Origin of the sequence: Subtercola boreus, assembly GCF_003399625.1 — a bacterium.
Taxonomy (GTDB): Bacteria; Actinomycetota; Actinomycetes; order Actinomycetales; family Microbacteriaceae; genus Subtercola; species Subtercola boreus_C.
In genome coordinates, this window is sequence record NZ_NBXA01000021.1 from 207,104 (window position 1) to 226,096 (window position 18,993).

An 18,993-nucleotide genomic window follows, 5' to 3' on the forward strand; every position below is an offset into this window, starting at 1 on the left:
CCGCGCTCGTCGTCGTGGCCGCTACGGGCGCTCGGCGGGCGCTGCGTCGCTCTTCTGGTGCCCGAAGGCAGCGCGCACGAGCAACCAGGTCACCCAGAGCATCGCCGCGTAGAGCGGAACCCCGAGCAGCAGCTTCACCGAGGCGAGCGCCGCGGCCTGGCTCGCGAGATACAGCGGCCCCTCGACGCCCAGGCGGAGGGCGAACAGCCCGACCCAGCACCAGGAGGCGATCAGCACCACGCGGAACTTCGCCGGGTCGGATCGCCACCCCGTCATGTCGCCGGTCAGCACACCGACGATCAGCCCGATGAGCGGCCAGCGCACGATGATCGACACCAGCAGCACCACGATCGAGACGGCGTTGATGATGAGCCCGGGCAGGAAGTTGTCTTCGGCCCGCCCGGTGAAGAGCGCGAGAGCGGCGGAGATCGCCACACCGACGAGCCCGGCGACGGCCGGCATCACGGGGCTCCGCGTGGCGAGGCGCACCACGATGAACACGGCCGAGACCACGAGCGGAGCAACCACGCTCGGCGTCAGGTCTTTCGTGACGGTGTAGATGACGAGGAAGGCGAGCCCCGGGAGGATCGACTCGACGAGGCCACGGACACCCCCGATGGCGCGCACAAGGGACTGCGCGGTCGGCGTCTCGCCGGGCGCGACCTGGCCGATACCCGAGCGCCGGGCGGCAGCGGCGAAGGCATCGGAGAACGAGGCCGTGCGCTCGGCTGGCTCCCGGGCGGCCAGTGAATCGGGTGTCTCGGGGGAACCGGGGGTCTCGGGCATCCGGTGGCTCAGATCGCTGCGCTCGACTTGGGGATGGTCAGCGGGATGAGATCGCGGGGCGGCATCGGCGAGTTGCCACGCACCACGACGACGCTGCGGAAGAGTTCCTCGACCGCAGCCCGTGATGCCTCGTTCTGCATGGCGTCGCCCGCGATGACCCCGCGAAGGAACCAGCGCGGACCGTCGACACCCACAAAACGCGCGAGGCGCAGTACCGGCGTGCCGTCGGGACCCGGAGCGGGCACCTCGGCGATGAGTTCGGGCCCGAAGACGCCCACCTGCTCGACGAGCGTTCCGCCCTGTCCGGTGATCTGGTCGCGGATCTGGGCCCGGATGTCGTTCCACAGCCCCGTCGAGCGCGGAGCGGCGAATGCCTGCACCTGCAGGGTGGAGCCGGCGAAGTCCAGACCGACGGCGACGACCCGCTGTGTGCCCTCCTCGACCTCGAGTCGCAGCTGCAGGCCCTCACGCGGAAGGATCTTCACGCCGCCGAGGTCGACGTAGGGCCTCGCCGGATTGGCTTCGTCGGAGTCGAAGGGGCCGTCGGTTGCACGGTTCTCCGGGGCCGACTTCGCGTCGACGGGTTGCGCGGTGGCGACATCCGAGTCCCCGCCGTTGACAGCGACCTGGTCGGCGTCTGCCGTACCCGGTTCGAGCTCGGTGGACTCCTCGCCGGCCAACTCGACCGCGGTCGACCGGGAGCGTTTTCCCCTTCCGCGCTTGCCTGCCGGGGTGGTGCTCTCTGCGTTGTCTGACACGTTCAATCAGCTTCCTGAGGGGAGGGTGGTGGTGCCGGTCGAGCCGAAGCCGCCGGCTCCGCGGGCGCTGCCCGGGAGGTGTTCGACGGGAATGAAGACGGCTCGCGTCACCGGCATGACGATGAGCTGGGCGATCCTCTCCCCGACGGCGATATCGTACGCCACAGAGGTGTCCGTGTTGAGAAGTGCCACCCGGATCTCGCCCCGGTAGCCGGCATCGACGGTTCCGGGCGAGTTCACGATGGTGATTCCGTGCTTGCTGGCGAGTCCGCTCCGCGGAACGACGAAGGCCGCGTAACCGTCGGGGAGCGCGAGGGATACGCCTGTGCCGACGGTACGGCGCTCGCCGGGAGCCAGCGTCAGTGCTTCGGTCGAGTGGAGGTCGGCACCCGCGTCGCCCGGGTGGGCGTAGCTGGGAATGTGCTCAGCCTTGATGAGAACTTCGACGGATTCAGTCACGAGTCGAGGGTAGTGCAGTTTGCTCCGGGGAATATCTGATCGAATAGGGTCATGTCGACGTATCGCGAGAGACTCAGCCCCAGCGGGCGGATCTACCTCTACCTGATTCTGCTCATCCCTGCGAGCATCCTGGTCTTCGCGCCGATCAACATGCTGGCCGGAATCATCTGCGCCATCGTTCTGTACGGCGGAAGCGTGCTCGTTCTGTTCGTTCTCTCACCCGTGATCAGTGTGGAGCGCGGGATGCTCGTGGCCGGCAAGGCACGCATTCCCCTGTCGCTCGTCGGTGAGCCCGAGGCGATGACCGGAGCTGCGGCCACGATGGCCCGGGGGCAGCGGCTCGACGCGCGGGCGTGGCTGTGCATCCGGGGCTGGATCCAGCCTGTCGTCAAGGTGAGCATCCTCGATCCGGAAGACCCCGTGCCCTACTGGCTCATCTCGACCCGTAATCCAAAAGAGCTCGTGGCCGCCCTCGAGAAGGCTGACCACGAGCGCACGTCGTAGACGTCTGGTTTTTTACATCTCGCATTCGATGCAGACGGGCCCGAGCTTCGTCTGGTGATCGATCTGCGAACGGTGCTTCACCAGGAAGCAGCTCACACAGGTGAACTCGTCTGCCTGCGGTGGGAGCACCACCACGTCGAGATCGAGGTCTGAGAGATCTGCGCCGGGCAGTTCGAAGCCACCGGGGTTGTCGGCGTCGTCAACGTCTACGACCCCGGACATCTTGTCGGGGACCCGCTCCTTCAACGCCTCAATCGAGTCGGAATCGTCGTCGGTCTTGCGCGGAGCGTCGTAATCGGTTGCCATGCTTATCCACTTCTCATACGCCAGCTGAAACAAAATCGGCGGCGTTAGTTTGCATCATTCAAGTAGGAATAGCAAACCGCCTCGGCGACCACTATCTCCTATGCCCGTAGCAACTTACGGCACGCCCCGAACATTCCCGGGATCCGGGGGTTTGTCGTGGCATCCTTGCAGGGAACTCCAGACCAAGACGGGGCCAGAAACCATGCAAGATCTCACAGTCATCGGCATCGAGAACGGGGCGCTCCTCGTCTCCTCGGAGACCGGCGAGCGTTACCGCGTGGCCATCGACGAAGTGCTCCAGTCACGGCTCCGCCAGAGCACCTCGGCCGCGACCACCGGCGTGAAGGTGTCGCCGCGCGAGATCCAGTCGCAGATCCGGGCGGGCATGAGTGCCGAGGATGTCGCCCGGGCAACTGGAGCCTCGCTCGAATACGTCGAGCGCTTCGAGGGCCCGGTGGTGGCCGAGCGGCTGCACATCGTGTCGTCGGCCCTGAAGGTCGCCGTGAAGGTCGCCTCCTCGAACGACCCGCTTCGCGGCGACCCCCTCAGCGACGAGCAGTCGTCGACGTTCGGCGAGATCATCGAGGAGCGCCTGGCAGGACTCGGCGCCACGGACCTCCGCTGGGCGAGCTGGAAGGAGGAATCGGGCTGGATCGTCAAGCTCACCTTCGCGGCGAGCGAGATCGAGCATGATGCGCGCTGGCAGTACGAGCCGAAGAGGCACTCCCTCACGCCGCTCAACTCGGGGGCGATCACCCTCTCCCAGCACGGAGAGCTCTCCGACGGGCTGATCCCGCGCCTTCGCGCCGTCGACCTGAACGGCGTCGAGACGACGCCCGCAGGCCCGGGCATCCAGCGCACCGATGCTTCCGGACGCACAGCGAACGCCGGACTCGGCCTCGACGAGTTGGATGCCGCGTTCGGCGTCGACCGGAGCGACCACGACCTGGGCAGCCAGGGCCGCTTCGCCGACGACGCCTCGGACTCCGACGACGAGGCTGCCCAACCGGACGCCCGCCCCGCAGCTCCCCCGGCGGCAGAGCGCACCGAGAGCCCGGCCGCGCGCTCCATCTGGGGTTCGGTCGCTCGCTCGGCTCCCGTGTCGCCGGCAGAATCGGCTGAGCAGACCACGCGCGAGCCGGGTCGCGGCCCCACCGCTCCCCCGGTGATCGTCGATCCGACTCCCTTCGCTCGTCCGGCATCCCGCACCGACCAGGAGTCGTCTGCGCGTGCCGCAGCAGCCGCCGTCAATCGCGCCACCCCGCCGGCAGCCGCCCACAACGAGACGGCCGATCTGCTTGAGGCGCTCCGCCGCCGACGGGGCGAGCGTGAATCTGCTTCGTTCACCGACGACGGCGAGGACCTCGACAGCTATGACGACGGCCGCGCCGACCACCCCTCCCAGCACGCGCACGCCGGCATGTTCACCCGCGGGTCCTCCGGTCTCGGCCGCGACAGCCGCCCGGTGGCGCACCTCACGCCGGCCGTCGAGAGCGATGCGACGTCGTCCCTCGATGACGCAGACACCACCGAGCAGTCAGCCCAGGATGCCTCAGACACGCCGCTCGCGGGTCTCGAACCGACGGAGGCAACAGCGGGCAGGCAGCGACAGACGGGCTCCCAGCCTCGCCGGAAGGCACGCGCCTCCATGCCGAGCTGGGACGAGATCGTGTTCGGAGCGCGAAGCGACGACGACCTGAGCTGAGTTGTGCCTGCCGTGCGCCTGGTCACCGCACGGTTGATCCTCCGGCCGCTCCGGGTTGCCGATGCGGAACAGATGGTCGACGTGCTGGCAGACCCTTCGCTCTACGGCTTCACCGGGGGCGAGCCGCCGAGCATCCAGCAGCTGAGATCGCGCTACGAACGCCAGGTCGTGGGCCTGTCGCCCGACGGCCGTGAGCAGTGGCTGAACTGGATCGTGTGCCGCCTTGATGGCCCAGCCCTCGGTTTCGTGCAGGCGACCGTGATGAGCGAGCCAGCACTCTCTGCCGAGGTGGCGTGGGTGGTCGCGCCAGCGCACCAGGGCCAGGGCTTCGCCAGCGAGGCTGCGGGGGCGGTGGTGGAATTGCTCACAGAGAGCGTGGGTGCGACCACCTTCGTCGCGCACATCCATCCCGACCACGCCGCCTCGCAGGCTGTCGCCCGCCACCTCGGCCTCCGACCGACGCCGGAGTCTGTCGACGGCGAACAGCGCTGGCAGTCCTGACTGCTCGAGCGTCACGCCGGGTGGATCACCTGCTCCTCGTGCATACGGTCACACCGTCACACTGTCACGCGCCAGCGAACGCCCCGAAGCGCAGCAGCGGCACGTAGAGCTCATCCGCAGCGGTCCCGCCGCTCCGCCCGTCCTGACCCAGCCCACCCCTTTCGCACGCCCCTCCTCGCGCACGGGGCAGGAATCGTCCGCGCGGGCCGCGGCGGCCGCGGTGAACCGGGTGAACCCGGCCCCCGCCGCGCACAACGAGACCGCCGACCTCCTCGAGGCGCTCAGGCGTCGACGCGGCGAACGGGAGTCGGCGTCCTTCCTCAGCGAGGGTGACGGTGACGATCTCGATTCGTTCGACGACTCGCGGTCGGAGCATCCCTCCCAGCACGCCCATGCAGGCATGTTCACGAGAGGTTCGTCGGGTCTGAACTCCTCGGGCTCACACTCCCCCGGTGCGCAGGGCGACACCCGTCCCGTGGCCCACCTGAAGCCCGGATCCGCAGAAGATGCCTCGGCGCCAGAAGTCGAGCCCGAGTCATCCACCTCCGCCGACGTTCCGCTGGCGGGGCCGGAGGAGACCCAGTCGACCTCCAAGCAGCGTGGCGCCGCTCCTGCCAGGCGCAAGAGCCGTGCTTCGATGCCCAGCTGGGACGAGATCGTCTTCGGCGCCCGCAGCGACGACGACCTCAGTTGACGGGAGGCGCAAGCCGCACCCGCCTCCGCCGCCACTTCTGAGCGGATTTCGCACTTTCGAGTAATGGACGGGGGTTCTCCGACTCTCTCCTCATGGCAGTCCTGCCGACGATGAGGAGCATGCGCGTGAGAATCCACCAGACCCTGGCGACAGTGGGTGTCGCCCTGCTCGGTGTGGGCGTCCTGAGTTCCCCCGCCGCCGCTTCACCCCCGCCAGCCTTCTTCTACGGACTCCCCTCCGCGGTCTGGGAGTACGGTGGCCCGGCACTCACGGCTGTCGGCATGAACCAGTCGTTCTCCGGTGACGGTGTGTACACGGTCTTCGAATCAGATGAGCAGCTGACCACCGACGCCACCGGCCACCAGCGCCATGTCTACCGCCGCACGGTCGCAGATGGCAGCCTTGTTCTCGTCTCCCAGCGCGTGCGTACCGACGCACCCTTCGGATCCTCCTACAACCCCTCGATCTCGTCCGACGGAAACCTGATCGCCTTCGAGACGACCGATACCGGCCTCTTCGCAGAGGATCCCGGATGTTCAGGCTGCATCCAGATCGCGCTGAGAGACCTCTCCGCCGGCACCACGACGCTCGTATCGGCGCCACGCGGTTCGGTCGCACCCGGCCAGGAGGGCGACAGCACCGACGCCATGATCTCAGCCGACGGCAGTCGCGTCGTGTTCACCTCGAGCCAGCCCGGCATGAGCAACAGGGGCGCGGTGACCCGCGACTTCGCGGCGATCGAGTCATGGAACCGCGGCAGCGGCGACATCACGGGCGTCACCGGAGGAGTGGATTCTCTGGGCCATCCGACTCCCGTCAACGGCGCCAGCTACGGCGCGGTGCTCTCGGCCGACGGTCGGTTCGTCGCCTTCACCTCAGTCGCGACGAACCTTGGTGTGCCGCAGGTCGTTGCGCCGGCGCCGGCCCCTGCTCCGACATCCACGCCCACCCCGACTGCGGCACCGACGGCGACCGCCACCTCGACACCCACTCCGTCTTCTCCGCCCGCTCCGGCCACCCCGGCACCCGCCGACGTCCAGAAGCCGCGCAGTCACGTCTACCGGTGGGATGCCCAGACGGGCACGACCGCGCTCGTGAGCACCGCGGCATCCGACGCCCCTGACAAGCCCACTCAGACAGACGAGGATTCGTACCTCCCGTCGATCTCCGCAGACGGCGACAAGGTCGCCTTCATCTCGGGCGCAACCAACCTCATCGGTACCACGGAGGTACCCAAGACGGCCAACCACATGACAGATGCCTACGTGCGCACCCTCTCCACCGGGACCACCCACCGCATCTCGGTCGTCATGGTCGACGAACCGCGTGCAGACCTCGCGGACTCGAAGGGCGGCAAACCCTCGATGATGCGCTCCCGGCGGTGGTTCGAGCCGTGGGTCTCGACAACCCGAGTGTCCCTGGCCAGTGACGGTCAGAGCGCAGTACTGACCTCCATGAATCCGCTCGTCGAGATCCACGGAGACTGCATGAGCTGCCAGACCTTCCAGGACAACAACAACGCTCTCGACGTGTTCCAGGTGAGGCTCACCGCAGACGGCCGCCCCGCCTCCGTGCAACCGATCTCGCTGAAGCGTGACAACCAGACATTCGGCAACACGATGGACCTCTTCCTCCGCGATTCCAGCACCGGCGGTGGTGACTCCATCGCCGACGGCAAGACTCCGGCCACGTCGAACGGGAGCCAGATCGCGTTCTCCTCCGAGGCGGGGGACCTCCGCGGTGTGAAGGATCTGACAGTGATCCAGGACAGCGGCCCTCCTTACTTTCTCCCTCTGGAGAAGCTACCGAACTACGTGGACGGCGGTGTACCGGACGAACACAGCAACCCCATCCGCACCTTCACTGTGGCGGCCAATGCCTTCAACCCTCACCTCGACCTTCCCGCGAACCTCCGGAACCAGCTCGCATCCCAACTCAACTCCGAGGTGCACTACGAGACGCGCGGCAAGGCACAGCCCACTCTGGCGTACGCGCCTGCGCCAGTCACTGCAACCAGCTTCCTGAGTCCCTCGCCAGTCGTACCCGGTGCTTCTGGCATCGTCTACGGACTCAGCGTGACGGCGACCTCGGCGGGTTCGGCCGAAGTCGTGCTCGATCTGGATCAGCTGTCGCTCGAGTCGGAATCGAGCATCCCCACCTACTGGACTCGAGCGGCATCCGATGCGCCCAACACCCTGACCTACCGCACAACGCTCATGAACGCCGGCGACTCTGCCGTGTTCTCGCTGCACCTGAAGAACACGAACGCGCTCGCCACCGCGCAGGTCAGTGCTGTCAACGCCACCGTGAACGGTGTGGGCACAGCGAGTCGGGCCGAAACGAAGCTCGCTCCGGCGAAGCCCGTCTGCACCCTGCCGAGCGACCCGCTGGTCGTCGTGACAGGTGTTGCTACGGCACTGAAGGGTGCCCAGTGCACCTCGGCGAAAGCCACGGTCGCCGTCGGTGCCGCCCACGGCTCAGCCAGCATCAACGCCACCGGGATCATCACCTACACAGCGAACGCCACCTTCACTGGAACGGACACGGTGAGAGTCACAACCCTCGACGGCGCTCTGCGTTCGAGCGAATCCGTGCTGATCCCCGTCACGGTGAACGCGGCCGCGACCCCGAAGAACGACGAGTACTCCGTCGCGAAGGGCCAGTCGCTCACCGTGCCGGCTCCCCAGGGGGTGCTCGCCAACGATGTCCTGACCGGTCCCGCAGGTACGTGGCCCATTCAGGAGGGGAACGCTCCCCTGCACGGGAAGCTGGCAATGGACGATTCCACAGGCGCCTTCATGTTCACTCCAGACGCGCACTATGTCGGCGATGTGACCTTCAAATATCTGCTTCGCGGAACCGGCTGGGCTGAGGGCTCCCGATCCGCCGCCGCAACCGTGACCATCCACGTCCTGGAGAAATGACATGTCGACCAGCAACCGCATCCGAACCAGAACGCTCGGCGCTGTCGTCTTCGCGCTCCTCGTCACCACGGTCGTCCTACCGGCCAGCAGCCCCGTCGCCCACGCAGAAGCATGCTCGGATGCGGGCCATCCGCAGAGAGTGAACACAGCAGGCACGACCGACTACCTCGAGACACAGGCCTGTATCGGCGGTGAGTGGAAGACCGTTCTGGCCATTAAGATCGGTCCCGACAAGATGACTATTGTCGAGTCGCCGACTGAGCCCAGCTGGAGGCTCGACGTACGGTCACTGTTCGATCTGAGCGCCTTCAACGCTCTCGACGCGCTGCAGAAGTTCAAGGATGCAGTAGCCACCGGAAGGGCCATCTCAGAAGACGAAAAAGCGGTGTTCCGCCTTGAAATGGCCAACGTCAAAGCGCAATCTCTGATTCTCCGGGGTATTCGTCCGGCGAACGAGGGCTGCAAGGTGCGCTCACGAACGACGAGTCCAGCGGAGCGGAAGGAGGGTAAGGGGTGGGGTCCGCCCAGCTATTCCGTCTTGACGTATGCGTTCGACCCGAGCGTGCCCGACTGGGCAAAGGCCGTGATTCTGAGCGCTGTGGTGCAGTATCCACTCGCCATTGATGCACAGGACGCGGCATTCCAATACCCCCAGCAGATGGTCGCTCTCGACCCGGCTTCCACCGTTCCGCCCAGCATTCTCTTCAAACTGGTTCCCAGTCTGCACGGGGCGGACGATGACCCCGCTCTAGGGATCACCCACGGCAATGAGTGGGACCGCTCAGGCTCCGATGTTCGTTGGAAGTCAGGCGAAATCAGGCTGACCACGAATCCAAACCTTCTCACCCCGGCCGTGGTCGGACACGAGATCGGCCACGTTCTCGGGCTGGATCATCAGACCGAAAATGTCGATTCCGTGATGGCACCGATCGCCACCGTAGGCCTCGTTATGGCGCCTTGGTCAGCCCACCAGACAGAGAATGCCTATGACTCGCGCGCCTTTGACCCCTGCATGTTCCTGCCAGCAAACTAGGCGAGCGCTCGTGAAACCCACCCGGAGAAATGTCCTGAACTTCATTCGGCAGTCGAAACAACGAAAGGGTTTTCATCCTCTTTGTTGGTCTGATCGCCGCCACAGTGCTCCTCCTCACGCTGTTCTGATCCTGTCAGCGTGCTGCCGGCAGCCGAGCCCTCGACCATTACCTACGCCTTCGACCCGATCAGGACCGACGCGGCGAAGGGCGGGGTTCTCAGTGCCCCGGTGCAATATCCGTTGGCCGTCGATGCCCGTACGCCGCCTTCCAGTATCCGAGGAGGATCGTCCTCCAAGACCATGCTGATCCAGCTTCGGCTACCACCACCTTCCAACTCGTCGACAATCTCGCGCGCGACGGCAAGCGCCTAGCCGGTACTACCATCGCCGACCCCAGCGCCCATGACACCGTGCCGCATCGCTGGGTGTCGGGAAACCTTAAACGATCGGGCTACCTGCTCGAATTGACTCCCCTGCTGGTCGGGCACGAGATCGAGCTGGTGCATACCGGGGAGAAGGTGCAGAGCTTCATGGATGGAGAGACCATCGATCTGGGACTGTCGGCGCCATGGACGGCCCACCAGACAGGCAACGTCGCCAACAACGTCGCCTTCGACGACTGCATGTTCCTGCCCGCGAACTGAGCGGGTCAGGCCGCGAACGCCCCGAAGCGCAGCAGCGGCACGTAGAGCTCATCGTCGCTCCACGAGCCGTGCTGCCCGATCATCGAGCGCTTCGCCGGGGGCGTGCGCCTGGAGTCGTAGTAGGCGATGTTCTTCCGCGCCGCCACGAGCACGTCGCCGATGCGGTTCCGGATGCCCGGCAGAACCTCACCGAACCATCCGGCGTCGATCGCTTCGTCTCTGGTCGCCACCCAAGCCCGCGACCCCTCGACCGCGCGCCAGGCCGCGGCGAGGGCATCCGCCGCTCCCGCCGGCAACCCGGGCTCGAGGTGCAGTTGCAGGCAGCGCGGGTCGCCGGCCACGTGACGCACGCCGTCGACGAGGGCCGGCACGGTGTCGAAGAGCACGTGGGAGGTGGTGGGGACATCCACCATTCCGTGGTCGGCGGTCAGCAGCATCCCCTCGCCCGCTCGCAGTGTGCCGGCAAACCCGGCCATGCCTGCGTCGACGGCTTCGAGGGCGGTGATGAACTGCGCGGACTGCCAACCGTGCGCGTGAGACGCCATGTCGAGTTCGGGAACGTAGAGGTACACGAGCTGGCGCCCACCGGCGTCGAGTGCCGTGCGCGCTGCGGCGAAGCGGTCGGCGATGCTCTTCCCGGCGATGTAGCGCGCGCCGCGCAACACTGCCTCGCTGAAGCCGCTCGACTCGTAGCGGGGCGCACCGATGGCCGAGCATCCGATGCCGGCTGCACTCGCCCGCTCGAACAGGGTCGGCTGCGCCTGCCATTCGAGAGGCTTCATCTGCGCATTCCAGCCGCTCAGCTGGTTGAGCACCACGTCGTGCCCGGGAACGAGAGCGGTGTAGCCGACCATCCCGTTCGTGCCGGGCGACGTACCCGTCGTCAGGGAGGCGAGTGCGGCGGCCGTCGTGGTGGGAAACCCGCTTGCGAGCTTCGCCTTCTTCGTGAGCGCCGCCATGAGGTGACGCGCATGCCCGGCCCGCGCCCGGAGGGAGGAGACCCCGAGCCCATCGACCAGCACCACGACGATCCGTTCGGCGCGAGGGAGCTCGAGCACGTTGGGCTGGCCGTCGAACGCCTGGAGACAGCTGGGCAGCACGTCGACGAGGTGCGGCACGTCGGGAGAGAGGGTGGGAAGCGGTGCGGTCATCCCCTCCAGTCTGACAGGTCGACCCCCGCCGGGACACGTACCCGGCGGTACCCGGCCCGAGCCGGCCGAGCCGGTATCATGGGGGGCAAATGACGCCGAGAACACCCGAGCCCGCGCCCGACATCGTCGAGAACATCGAGGACATCGATGTGTCGAGTGAGATGCAGGGGTCCTTTCTCGAATACGCCTATTCGGTCATCTACTCGCGGGCGCTCCCGGATGCCCGGGACGGGCTGAAGCCGGTGCAGCGCCGCATCATCTACCAGATGAGCGTGATGGGACTGCGTCCCGACCGTGGGCACGTGAAGTCGGCCCGGGTGGTCGGCGACGTGATGGGCAAGCTCCACCCGCACGGCGACGCTTCCATCTACGACGCTCTGGTGCGCCTCGCCCAGAGCTGGACGCTCCGCCTGCCGCTGGTCGACGGCCACGGCAACTTCGGGTCGCTCGACGACGGCCCCGCAGCATCCCGGTACACCGAGGCCCGCCCGGCGCCCGCCGCACTCTTCATGACCGACGGCCTCGACGAAGACGTCGTCGACTTCATCCCCAACTACGACAACACCGAGGTGCAGCCGGATGTGCTGCCCGCCGCATACCCGAACCTGCTGGTGAACGGGGCGAGCGGGATCGCCGTCGGCATGGCCACGAACATGGCCCCGCACAACCTCATCGAGGTTATCGCCGGGGCGCGCTACCTCATCACCCATCCCGACGCGAGTGTGGATGACCTGATGCAGTTCATCCCGGGCCCCGACCTGCCGGGCGGCGGCACGATCGTGGGTCTGGCGGGCATCCGCGACGCCTACGCCACCGGCCGCGGCGCCTTCAAGACCCGCGCCAAGGTCAGTGTCGAGACCCTCACTGCGCGAAAGGTCGGCCTCGTCGTGACCGAGCTCCCCTATCTCGTGGGAGCCGAGAAGGTCATCTCGAAGATCAAGGACGGCGTGAACTCGAAGAAGCTGCAGGGCATCTCGGATGTCACCGACCTGACCGACCGCGTGAACGGGCTGCGGCTCGTGATCGGCATCAAGACGGGGTTCAGCCCGGAGGCCGTTCTCGAGCAGCTCTACCGCCAGACCCCGCTCGAGGACTCGTTCAACATCAACAACGTGGCCCTGGTGAACGGCAGCCCGCAGACGCTCGGGTTGAAGCAGCTGCTGCAGGTCTACGTCGACCACCGCATCGAGGTCACGACGCGCCGCACCCGGTATCGGCTGAGGAAGCGCCGCGAGCGTCTGCACCTGCTGCTCGGGCTGTTGATCGCCATCCTCGACATCGATGAGGTGATCCAGGTCATCCGCAACTCGGACGACACCGATCAGGCCCGCACGCGGCTCATCGATGTGTTCGACCTCGACCAGCTGCAGGCCGACTACATCCTCGAGCTGCGGCTCCGCCGGCTGACCCGCTTCTCGCGCATCGAGCTCGAGACCGAACGCGATCAACTGCTGAAGGAGATCGAGCATCTGGAGGCGTTGCTGGCCAGCAAGGCTCTCATTCGCCAGACCGTCTCCGAGGAGTTGGATGAGGTCGCCGATGCCCTCGGAACCCCCCGCCGCACCCTCCTGACCGAGGCGCGGGCAGCGCCCGCCTCGACGGCCGCTGCCCGCAGGGCGCAGGTGTCGCTCGAGCTGGCGGATGTGCCGTGCCGCGTGTTCCTGTCGACGACGGGGCGCACCATGCGGGTCGACCTGCCCACGGCGGCCGAGGTCATCTCGGGCGGTGGCGACAGCGACGGTGCTGACGGCCCGGCAGCGGCATCCTCCACGCGCCCTTCCGGTGCCCCCCCGCGGCGCAGCAAGCACGACGCCGTGCGGTCGGTCGTCGACACGACGACGCGCACCGAGATCGGCGCCGTCACAACCCTCGGCCGCGTGCTCCGGATGAGCGTGCTCGACCTGCCCGTCGCCCCGGCCAACTCGGTGCAGCTCGGCGCAGGGGTGCGGATCGCCGACTACCTCACCCTCGGGCGCGGCGAACGGGTTCTCGCCCTCGTCTCGCTCACCTCAGAGGTACCCATCGCCCTCGGCACCAAGCTCGGCACAGTGAAGCGCGTCACCCCGGGCGACTGGCCGAACAAGCCCGATTTCGAACTCATCACGCTCAAGCAGGGCGACGAGGTTGTCGGCGCCGAGCAGGCCCCCGAGGCGGCGAACCTCGTCTTCGTGGCGTCGGATGCCCAGCTGCTGCATTTTGGAGCGGCCGCCGTGCGCCCCCAGGGCCGGCTCGCCGGCGGGATGGCCGGCATCAGCCTCGGCGCGGGTGCGACCGTGATCGCCTTCAGCGCCGTCGATTCGTCACCGCCCGCCACGGCTGCGAATGGCGACGATCCCATCGAGGGTGAGCTGGCCGAGGCATCCGCCCCCCGGATCGTGGTTGTGACAGTGGCCTCGAGTTCCGGCACCCTGCCCGGCACCGACGCGGGCTCGGCGAAGGTCTCGGAGTTCGGAGAGTTCCCGCCGAAGGGCCGCGCCACGGGCGGAGTGCGCGCACACCGCTTCCTCCGCGGCGAAGACGCCCTGCAGCTCGCCTGGGTGGGATCGGCGCCTGCCCTGGCGGTCTCGGCAGACGGTGCCGTGCGTACCCTGCCCGACGCGGGCGCGAAGCGTGACGCCTCCGGCACTCCGCTGGCAGCCCCGGTCGACTCGGTCGGCTCCGCCGCCACCCTTCCCTGACCGGAGCGGGCACGAAGAAGAGGCCCCCTCGTCCGGTGGACGAAGGGGCCGCTTGCGTTCGGGGAGGCGGTGGAGCCTAGCGCTGCTCGAGCAGTCGGTCGGACTCGTCGTGCCAGCTCTTGGCGATCGGGAACAGCTTGGCGTGCACCTCACGGCCGTGGTGCGCGCAGAACAGCAGGTCGCCGCTGTTCATCTCGACACGGATGTAAGCCTGTGCACCGCAGCTGTCGCAACGGTCTGCTCCGGTCAGCTGGCGGCTCGCCTGCAGATCGCCCACCACGTTGGTCTCTGTTGCAATTGATTGCATCTTCTGGCTCCTCACGGGTTGTTACCTCAGACAATCTGTAGAACCCATACAAGCATGAGTATGTTCCCACGATGTTACATTCGCCTGTGTTTCGCTCTGCGCGTAGCCGAGCCCTCTGGAGCGAGTGTCATCGCGGTGGATGATGGATGATCTCACTAGGCTAAATCGTTGGGACGGGCTCCGCGCCCCCCTTGCCGTCATCTTCAGTCACGTCTCAGCTAGGAGCTCCTTTGGCATCGTCCGATTACTCGGCCAGGCACCTGTCGGTACTGGAGGGTCTCGAGGCGGTGCGGAAACGCCCCGGAATGTACATCGGCTCGACCGGACCCAAGGGTCTGATGCACTGCCTGTGGGAGATCATCGACAACTCAGTCGACGAGGCGCTCGGCGGCCACGGCAACGAGATCTCCATCACCCTCCACGCCGACAACAGCGTGGAGGTGCGTGACCGGGCCCGCGGCATCCCGGTCGACATCGAGCCCCGCACGGGCCTCAGCGGTGTCGAAGTGGTGTTCACGAAGCTCCACGCCGGCGGAAAGTTCGGGTCGGGATCGTACGCCGCATCCGGAGGCCTGCACGGCGTGGGCGCCTCGGTGGTGAACGCGCTGAGCGAGCGGCTCGACGTGGAAGTGGATCGCGACGGCAAGACGTTCGCGATGTCCTTCCATCGAGGCGAGCCGGGCAACTTCGCCGACGCCGATCCGGCGACTCCCTCTCCGCGTTCTCCCTTCACACCCTTCGAGAACCAGAGCGAGCTGCGGGTGGTGGGCAAGGTGAAGCGCGGTGTCACAGGCACGCGCATCCGGTACTGGGCCGACCCCCAGATCTTCACCGAATCGACAGAGTTCCAGACCTCGGAGCTCATCGACCGGGCCCGGCAGACGGCCTTCCTGGTGTCGGGCCTGGCTCTCGACATCACCGACAACCGCGGCGAAGTGCCCCTCCACGAGTCGTTCAAGTACGACGGTGGCTTGGCCGAGTTCGTCGACTTCCTGGCTCCGGATGCCCCGCTGACCGACACCTGGCGTCTCGAAGGGGCCGGCACCTTCACCGAGACCGTGCCGGTGCTGAGCGACGCCGGGGCGATGGTGCCCACCGAACTCACGCGCGACTGCGCGGTGGACATCGCCCTCCGCTGGGGAACCGGCTACGAGACCGAACTCAAGACCTTCGTCAACATCATCTCCACGCCGAAGGGCGGCACGCACCTCGCCGGATTCGAGGCGGGGCTGCTGCGCTTTCTCCGCAAGACCGTCGAGGACAATGCGCGTCGGCTGAAGGTCGGCAACGACAAGCTCGACAAGGAGGACGTGCTCGCCGGGCTCACCGCGGTGCTCACCGTGCGCCTGCCCGAGCCGCAGTTCGAGGGGCAGACGAAGGAAATCCTCGGCACGCCCGCTGTGCGGGCGATCGTCACCTCTGTGGTGACCAGGACGCTCACCGAACGGTTCTCTTCGACGAAGCGCGACGACAAGACGCAGACCGCCCTGGTGCTCGACAAGGTCGTCGCCGAGATGAAGTCGCGCATCTCCGCCCGGGCCCACAAGGAGACACAGCGCCGCAAGAACGCGCTCGAGAGCTCGTCTCTCCCCGCCAAACTGGTCGACTGCCGCTCGAGCGACGTGACGGGCAGCGAACTGTTCATCGTGGAGGGCGACTCCGCCCTCGGTACGGCCAAGCAGGCCCGCAACAGCGAATTCCAGGCGCTGCTGCCGATCCGGGGCAAGATCCTGAACGTCCAGAAGGCCTCCGTGAGCGACATGCTCTCGAACGCCGAGTGCGCCTCGATGATCCAGGTGATCGGCGCAGGATCCGGCCGCACGTTCGACCTCTCTGCCGCGCGCTACGGCAAGATCATCCTGATGAGCGACGCGGATGTCGACGGAGCGCACATCCGCACCCTGCTGCTGACCCTGTTCTTCCGGTACATGCGGCCGATGATCGACGCCGGACGCGTGTTCGCCGCGGTACCGCCGCTGCATCGTGTGGTCGTGATGAACCCCGGAACCAAGCCGAACGAGACGATCTACACGTATTCCGAGGCTGAACTGAACGGCGTGCTGGCGGGCTTGAAGAAGACGAACAAGAAGTACCAGGACCCCATCCAGCGCTATAAAGGCCTCGGCGAGATGGACGCCGACCAGCTCGCGCTCACCACGATGGACAAGGCGCACCGCATGCTCCGCCGGGTGCGGGTGGATGATGCCGCCGCCGCCGAGCGTACCTTCGAGCTGCTCATGGGCGACGACGTGGCCCCCCGCAAGGAGTTCATCATCGCGGGCAGCGACACCATGTCGAAGGACCGCATCGACACGTAGTAGCCCCTCGACTCGGGAGTTCCCGTCGCTTCGCTCGCGTCAGAACGACTGGGACTCCCGACTCGACGAACAGGCGAGGCGTGCCGCGCTGGGAGCGAGCGGCCGTTCAGGCCGCCCGCCGCGCTCACCTATTCGCTGAGGGGGGCCGCGGCGATGGTGTCGCGCGCCTTGGATGCGCGGCGGTCGATCTCGGCGAGCGAGGGCGGCGCGGCGGGCAGGGTCTCGCCGCGACGCGCCAGCGCCGCCGTGAGCAGCCAGTCCGCGAGGGCGGGGTTGTTCGCAAGAACCGGGCCGTGCAGGTGGGTTCCCACCAGGTTGCCGACCCAGTACCCCTCGACCCGATCATCTGGTGCCACCCGCACGGTGCCCTCGGCCGTCGCACCCGAGGCCGCGACGGCTGCGGCACCCGCAGAGGCTCCCGGCCCTGTCGCCGCGACGTTGCCCCGGCCGTAGACGACGTGGCCGATCGGCGCCGCGTCCCGGATGTCGACGTACGATCCACGGTTCTCGAACCCGACGAGCGTGCCGAGCACAGGCGACGAGACGACGAAGTCGCCCACCACGCGCTCTCCCGCGACCGTGGTCGTGACCGGGTAGACCCCGGCACCGGCGAGCACCGTACCGTCGGCGAGCGTCACCGTCTCACCGAGCAGCTGGAAGCCGGCGCCGACCGCGAGGAAGGGCACATCGTGGGCGGCCAGCGCGCGAAGCGGAGGCGCGACCACGCTCAGGTACGGGTGCGTCTGGAGTTGTGCCGAGACGGGGCCGCTTCCGATGAACACCAGGTCCACCGCAGCGGGCAGAGAATCGCCGTCTTCGTAGCGCTTCACGTTCACGCTGAGACCGCGGGCCTCGGCACGGTGGACGAGGATGTCGACGTTGCCGTTCTCCCCGTTCATCCCGAGGGTGCGCGGGAACAGATGCAGGATATTCAGATCCGTCATGCCTGCCCACCGCCTTCCAGCTCCTTGAAGCCGAGGATCTTGCGGATCCCCATCATCTGTTCGTAGTTCAGGATCATCGTCTTCCGGCCGCTCGCGGGGCGCGGCAACGCGAGGAACTGCTTCACGGCCGCGCGCACATCGAGATCGACCGTTCCGACCGGGATGCCGGCATACCCGAGGCGCACCGCGAACTGCCAGGCCTTCGACCCCGTGATCACGTCGACATGCGACAGGCTCGACAGGTCGATGTCGTAGATCCACGACGGATCGGGGGTGCCCTCGTCGATCGCCATGAAGACCTGCTCAGGCTGGGTCTCGAGCGAGTCGAGGTTCAGCTGGAGGCTGGCGGGGTTCTTCATCATGATGATCTCGATGCTCTCGCCGTCGACCTCCAGGAGCTCGCCGCGACCGTAGACCGTCGTGAGCCCGCCGAGGGCCGAGGTGACCTTCTCGGCACGGAAGTCGGCACCGAGCACGGAGCGGGCCGTGGCGGCTGCGCCCGCGGCATCCAGAGCGTAGTGCAGGCCACGCGCGGGGAGCCGCACGTCGATCTGCTGACCGTCGATGCTGAGGGTCGCACTCGAGTCGCCGAGCGCGGTGACGGTCACGGCGGCTTCGCGCGTACCGGCGGCCGCGTGGGCGTCGCCGAAACGATCGGCGGAGGCCACGCCATGGACCGCTCCGGAGATGAGCTCGGCAGAGGCACCGAAGAAGGCGACGTCCCTGCTGCCCGGAATGCGCTTGTCCATGTCGACGAGATGGTTGTCGTCACGGTTCAGGATGAGCGAGGTGGTGGCCGTCATGGCGACCTGTTCGAGCATCCGCACGACCCGGTCGGGCTCGTGGTAGCGGTTCAACTGGTCGATCTGGATGTTCAGCAGCAGCACAGTGCGCGGCTTCAGCAGCTTCGCAAGTTTTGGCCCATACCCCTCGTCGACTTCGAGGATCGCGATGTCGGCGTCGAGGCGCCCGTTCAGAGCCACCTGCGAGAGTACAGACGAGGCGATGCCCTGCGGCAGGTTTCCGCCGGACGGGTTCGTGAACACCGTCAGGCCGTGCTCCCGGAGGATCGCCGCCAGCATGTTCGTGGTGGTCGACTTGCCGTTCGAGCCCGACACCGCGACGACTCCGCGCGGGATAGCAGCGATGGTGTCTTCGAGGAAGCGCGGCGCGATGCGGAGCGCGACTGTACCGGGGATAGCAGATCCGCCGCCGCGCAGCCGTGCGGCAACCCGTACAGCGCGGCCGACTGCGACGGCCGCGCTGGTGCGAACTCCCACC

The 18,993-nt window shown here is 67.2% G+C and carries 17 protein-coding genes; 9 read left to right on the plus strand and 8 right to left on the minus strand.

Translation table 11 applies throughout. The features are described 5' to 3' along the window. Positions 1–21: 21 nt before the first annotated feature. The 3 genes from B7R21_RS10535 to dut all read right to left on the minus strand — a co-directional run bounded on the left by B7R21_RS10535 (position 22) and on the right by dut (position 2,003). Positions 22–786, minus strand: coding sequence for a DUF3159 domain-containing protein (locus tag B7R21_RS10535; RefSeq protein WP_116283216.1), 765 nt, complete (start codon positions 784–786; stop codon positions 22–24). A gap of 8 nt (positions 787–794) precedes the next feature. Next, the gene (locus tag B7R21_RS10540) at positions 795–1,466 is read right to left on the minus strand and encodes a DUF3710 domain-containing protein (protein ID WP_116283274.1); all 672 of its coding nucleotides are present in this window, start codon (positions 1,464–1,466) and stop codon (positions 795–797) included. An 84-nt stretch (positions 1,467–1,550) separates the two neighbouring features. Continuing rightward, positions 1,551–2,003 carry a dUTP diphosphatase gene (gene dut / locus B7R21_RS10545; protein WP_116283217.1) on the minus strand — a complete coding sequence of 151 codons (453 nt, stop codon included), beginning with the start codon at positions 2,001–2,003 and terminating at the stop codon, positions 1,551–1,553. Positions 2,004–2,054: 51 nt separating this feature from the next. Here dut and B7R21_RS10550 point away from each other — a divergent pair, with 51 nt between their 5' ends. Then, positions 2,055–2,507, plus strand: coding sequence for a DUF3093 domain-containing protein (locus tag B7R21_RS10550; RefSeq protein WP_116283218.1), 453 nt, complete (start codon positions 2,055–2,057; stop codon positions 2,505–2,507). Between the two features lie 12 nt (positions 2,508–2,519). Here B7R21_RS10550 and B7R21_RS10555 read toward each other — a convergent pair whose 3' ends face one another. Continuing rightward, on the minus strand, positions 2,520–2,813 hold the full coding sequence (locus B7R21_RS10555; RefSeq protein WP_104244106.1) for a DUF4193 domain-containing protein: 294 nt from the start codon (positions 2,811–2,813) through the stop codon (positions 2,520–2,522). 202 nt (positions 2,814–3,015) lie between these two features. Here B7R21_RS10555 and sepH (B7R21_RS20705) point away from each other — a divergent pair, with 202 nt between their 5' ends. The 6 genes from sepH (B7R21_RS20705) (at position 3,016) to B7R21_RS10585 (ending at position 10,314) form a co-directional block, all read left to right on the plus strand. Beyond that, the gene (sepH, locus tag B7R21_RS20705) at positions 3,016–4,518 is read left to right on the plus strand and encodes a septation protein SepH (protein WP_253259747.1); all 1,503 of its coding nucleotides are present in this window, start codon (positions 3,016–3,018) and stop codon (positions 4,516–4,518) included. A gap of 3 nt (positions 4,519–4,521) precedes the next feature. Continuing rightward, complete coding sequence (locus tag B7R21_RS10565; RefSeq protein ID WP_253259748.1) at positions 4,522–5,019, plus strand: GNAT family N-acetyltransferase; 498 nt, start codon at positions 4,522–4,524, stop codon at positions 5,017–5,019. 229 nt (positions 5,020–5,248) lie between these two features. Then, complete coding sequence (sepH, locus tag B7R21_RS10570) at positions 5,249–5,713, plus strand: septation protein SepH (protein ID WP_172592117.1); 465 nt, start codon at positions 5,249–5,251, stop codon at positions 5,711–5,713. 119 nt (positions 5,714–5,832) lie between these two features. Next, on the plus strand, positions 5,833–8,637 hold the full coding sequence (locus B7R21_RS10575; protein WP_172592127.1) for an Ig-like domain-containing protein: 2,805 nt from the start codon (positions 5,833–5,835) through the stop codon (positions 8,635–8,637). A gap of 1 nt (position 8,638) precedes the next feature. Further along, a complete protein-coding gene (locus B7R21_RS10580) occupies positions 8,639–9,670 on the plus strand; it encodes a matrixin family metalloprotease (RefSeq protein WP_116283221.1) in 1,032 nt (343 codons plus the stop codon). A gap of 425 nt (positions 9,671–10,095) precedes the next feature. Next, the gene (locus B7R21_RS10585) at positions 10,096–10,314 is read left to right on the plus strand and encodes a hypothetical protein (RefSeq protein WP_116283222.1); all 219 of its coding nucleotides are present in this window, start codon (positions 10,096–10,098) and stop codon (positions 10,312–10,314) included. A 5-nt stretch (positions 10,315–10,319) separates the two neighbouring features. Here the strand turns inward: B7R21_RS10585 and B7R21_RS10590 are convergent, their stop codons facing one another. After that, positions 10,320–11,465, minus strand: a complete 1,146-nt coding sequence (locus tag B7R21_RS10590) for an alkaline phosphatase family protein (RefSeq protein WP_116283223.1) — start codon at positions 11,463–11,465, stop codon at positions 10,320–10,322. An 89-nt stretch (positions 11,466–11,554) separates the two neighbouring features. Here B7R21_RS10590 and B7R21_RS10595 point away from each other — a divergent pair, with 89 nt between their 5' ends. Beyond that, positions 11,555–14,143 (plus strand): DNA gyrase/topoisomerase IV subunit A, encoded by a 2,589-nt coding sequence (locus B7R21_RS10595; protein WP_116283224.1) that lies wholly within the window; start codon positions 11,555–11,557, stop codon positions 14,141–14,143. 76 nt (positions 14,144–14,219) lie between these two features. On the opposite strand, the gene B7R21_RS10600 is transcribed toward B7R21_RS10595, so the two are convergent. After that, positions 14,220–14,450: a DUF7455 domain-containing protein gene (locus B7R21_RS10600; protein WP_116283225.1), complete on the minus strand. Its 231-nt coding sequence runs from the start codon at positions 14,448–14,450 to the stop codon at positions 14,220–14,222. Between the two features lie 230 nt (positions 14,451–14,680). Between B7R21_RS10600 and B7R21_RS10605 the strand changes: the two genes are divergently transcribed. Beyond that, the gene (locus tag B7R21_RS10605) at positions 14,681–16,768 is read left to right on the plus strand and encodes a DNA gyrase/topoisomerase IV subunit B (protein WP_116283226.1); all 2,088 of its coding nucleotides are present in this window, start codon (positions 14,681–14,683) and stop codon (positions 16,766–16,768) included. Between the two features lie 128 nt (positions 16,769–16,896). Here B7R21_RS10605 and B7R21_RS10610 read toward each other — a convergent pair whose 3' ends face one another. Together B7R21_RS10610 and B7R21_RS10615 are read right to left on the minus strand one after the other, a co-directional pair. Then, positions 16,897–17,712: a type 1 glutamine amidotransferase gene (locus B7R21_RS10610; RefSeq protein WP_116283227.1), complete on the minus strand. Its 816-nt coding sequence runs from the start codon at positions 17,710–17,712 to the stop codon at positions 16,897–16,899. Next, positions 17,709–18,992, minus strand: coding sequence for a MurT ligase domain-containing protein (locus B7R21_RS10615; RefSeq protein WP_116283228.1), 1,284 nt, complete (start codon positions 18,990–18,992; stop codon positions 17,709–17,711). Before B7R21_RS10615 ends, B7R21_RS10610 begins: the two co-directional genes overlap by 4 nt. Position 18,993: the final 1 nt, after the last annotated feature.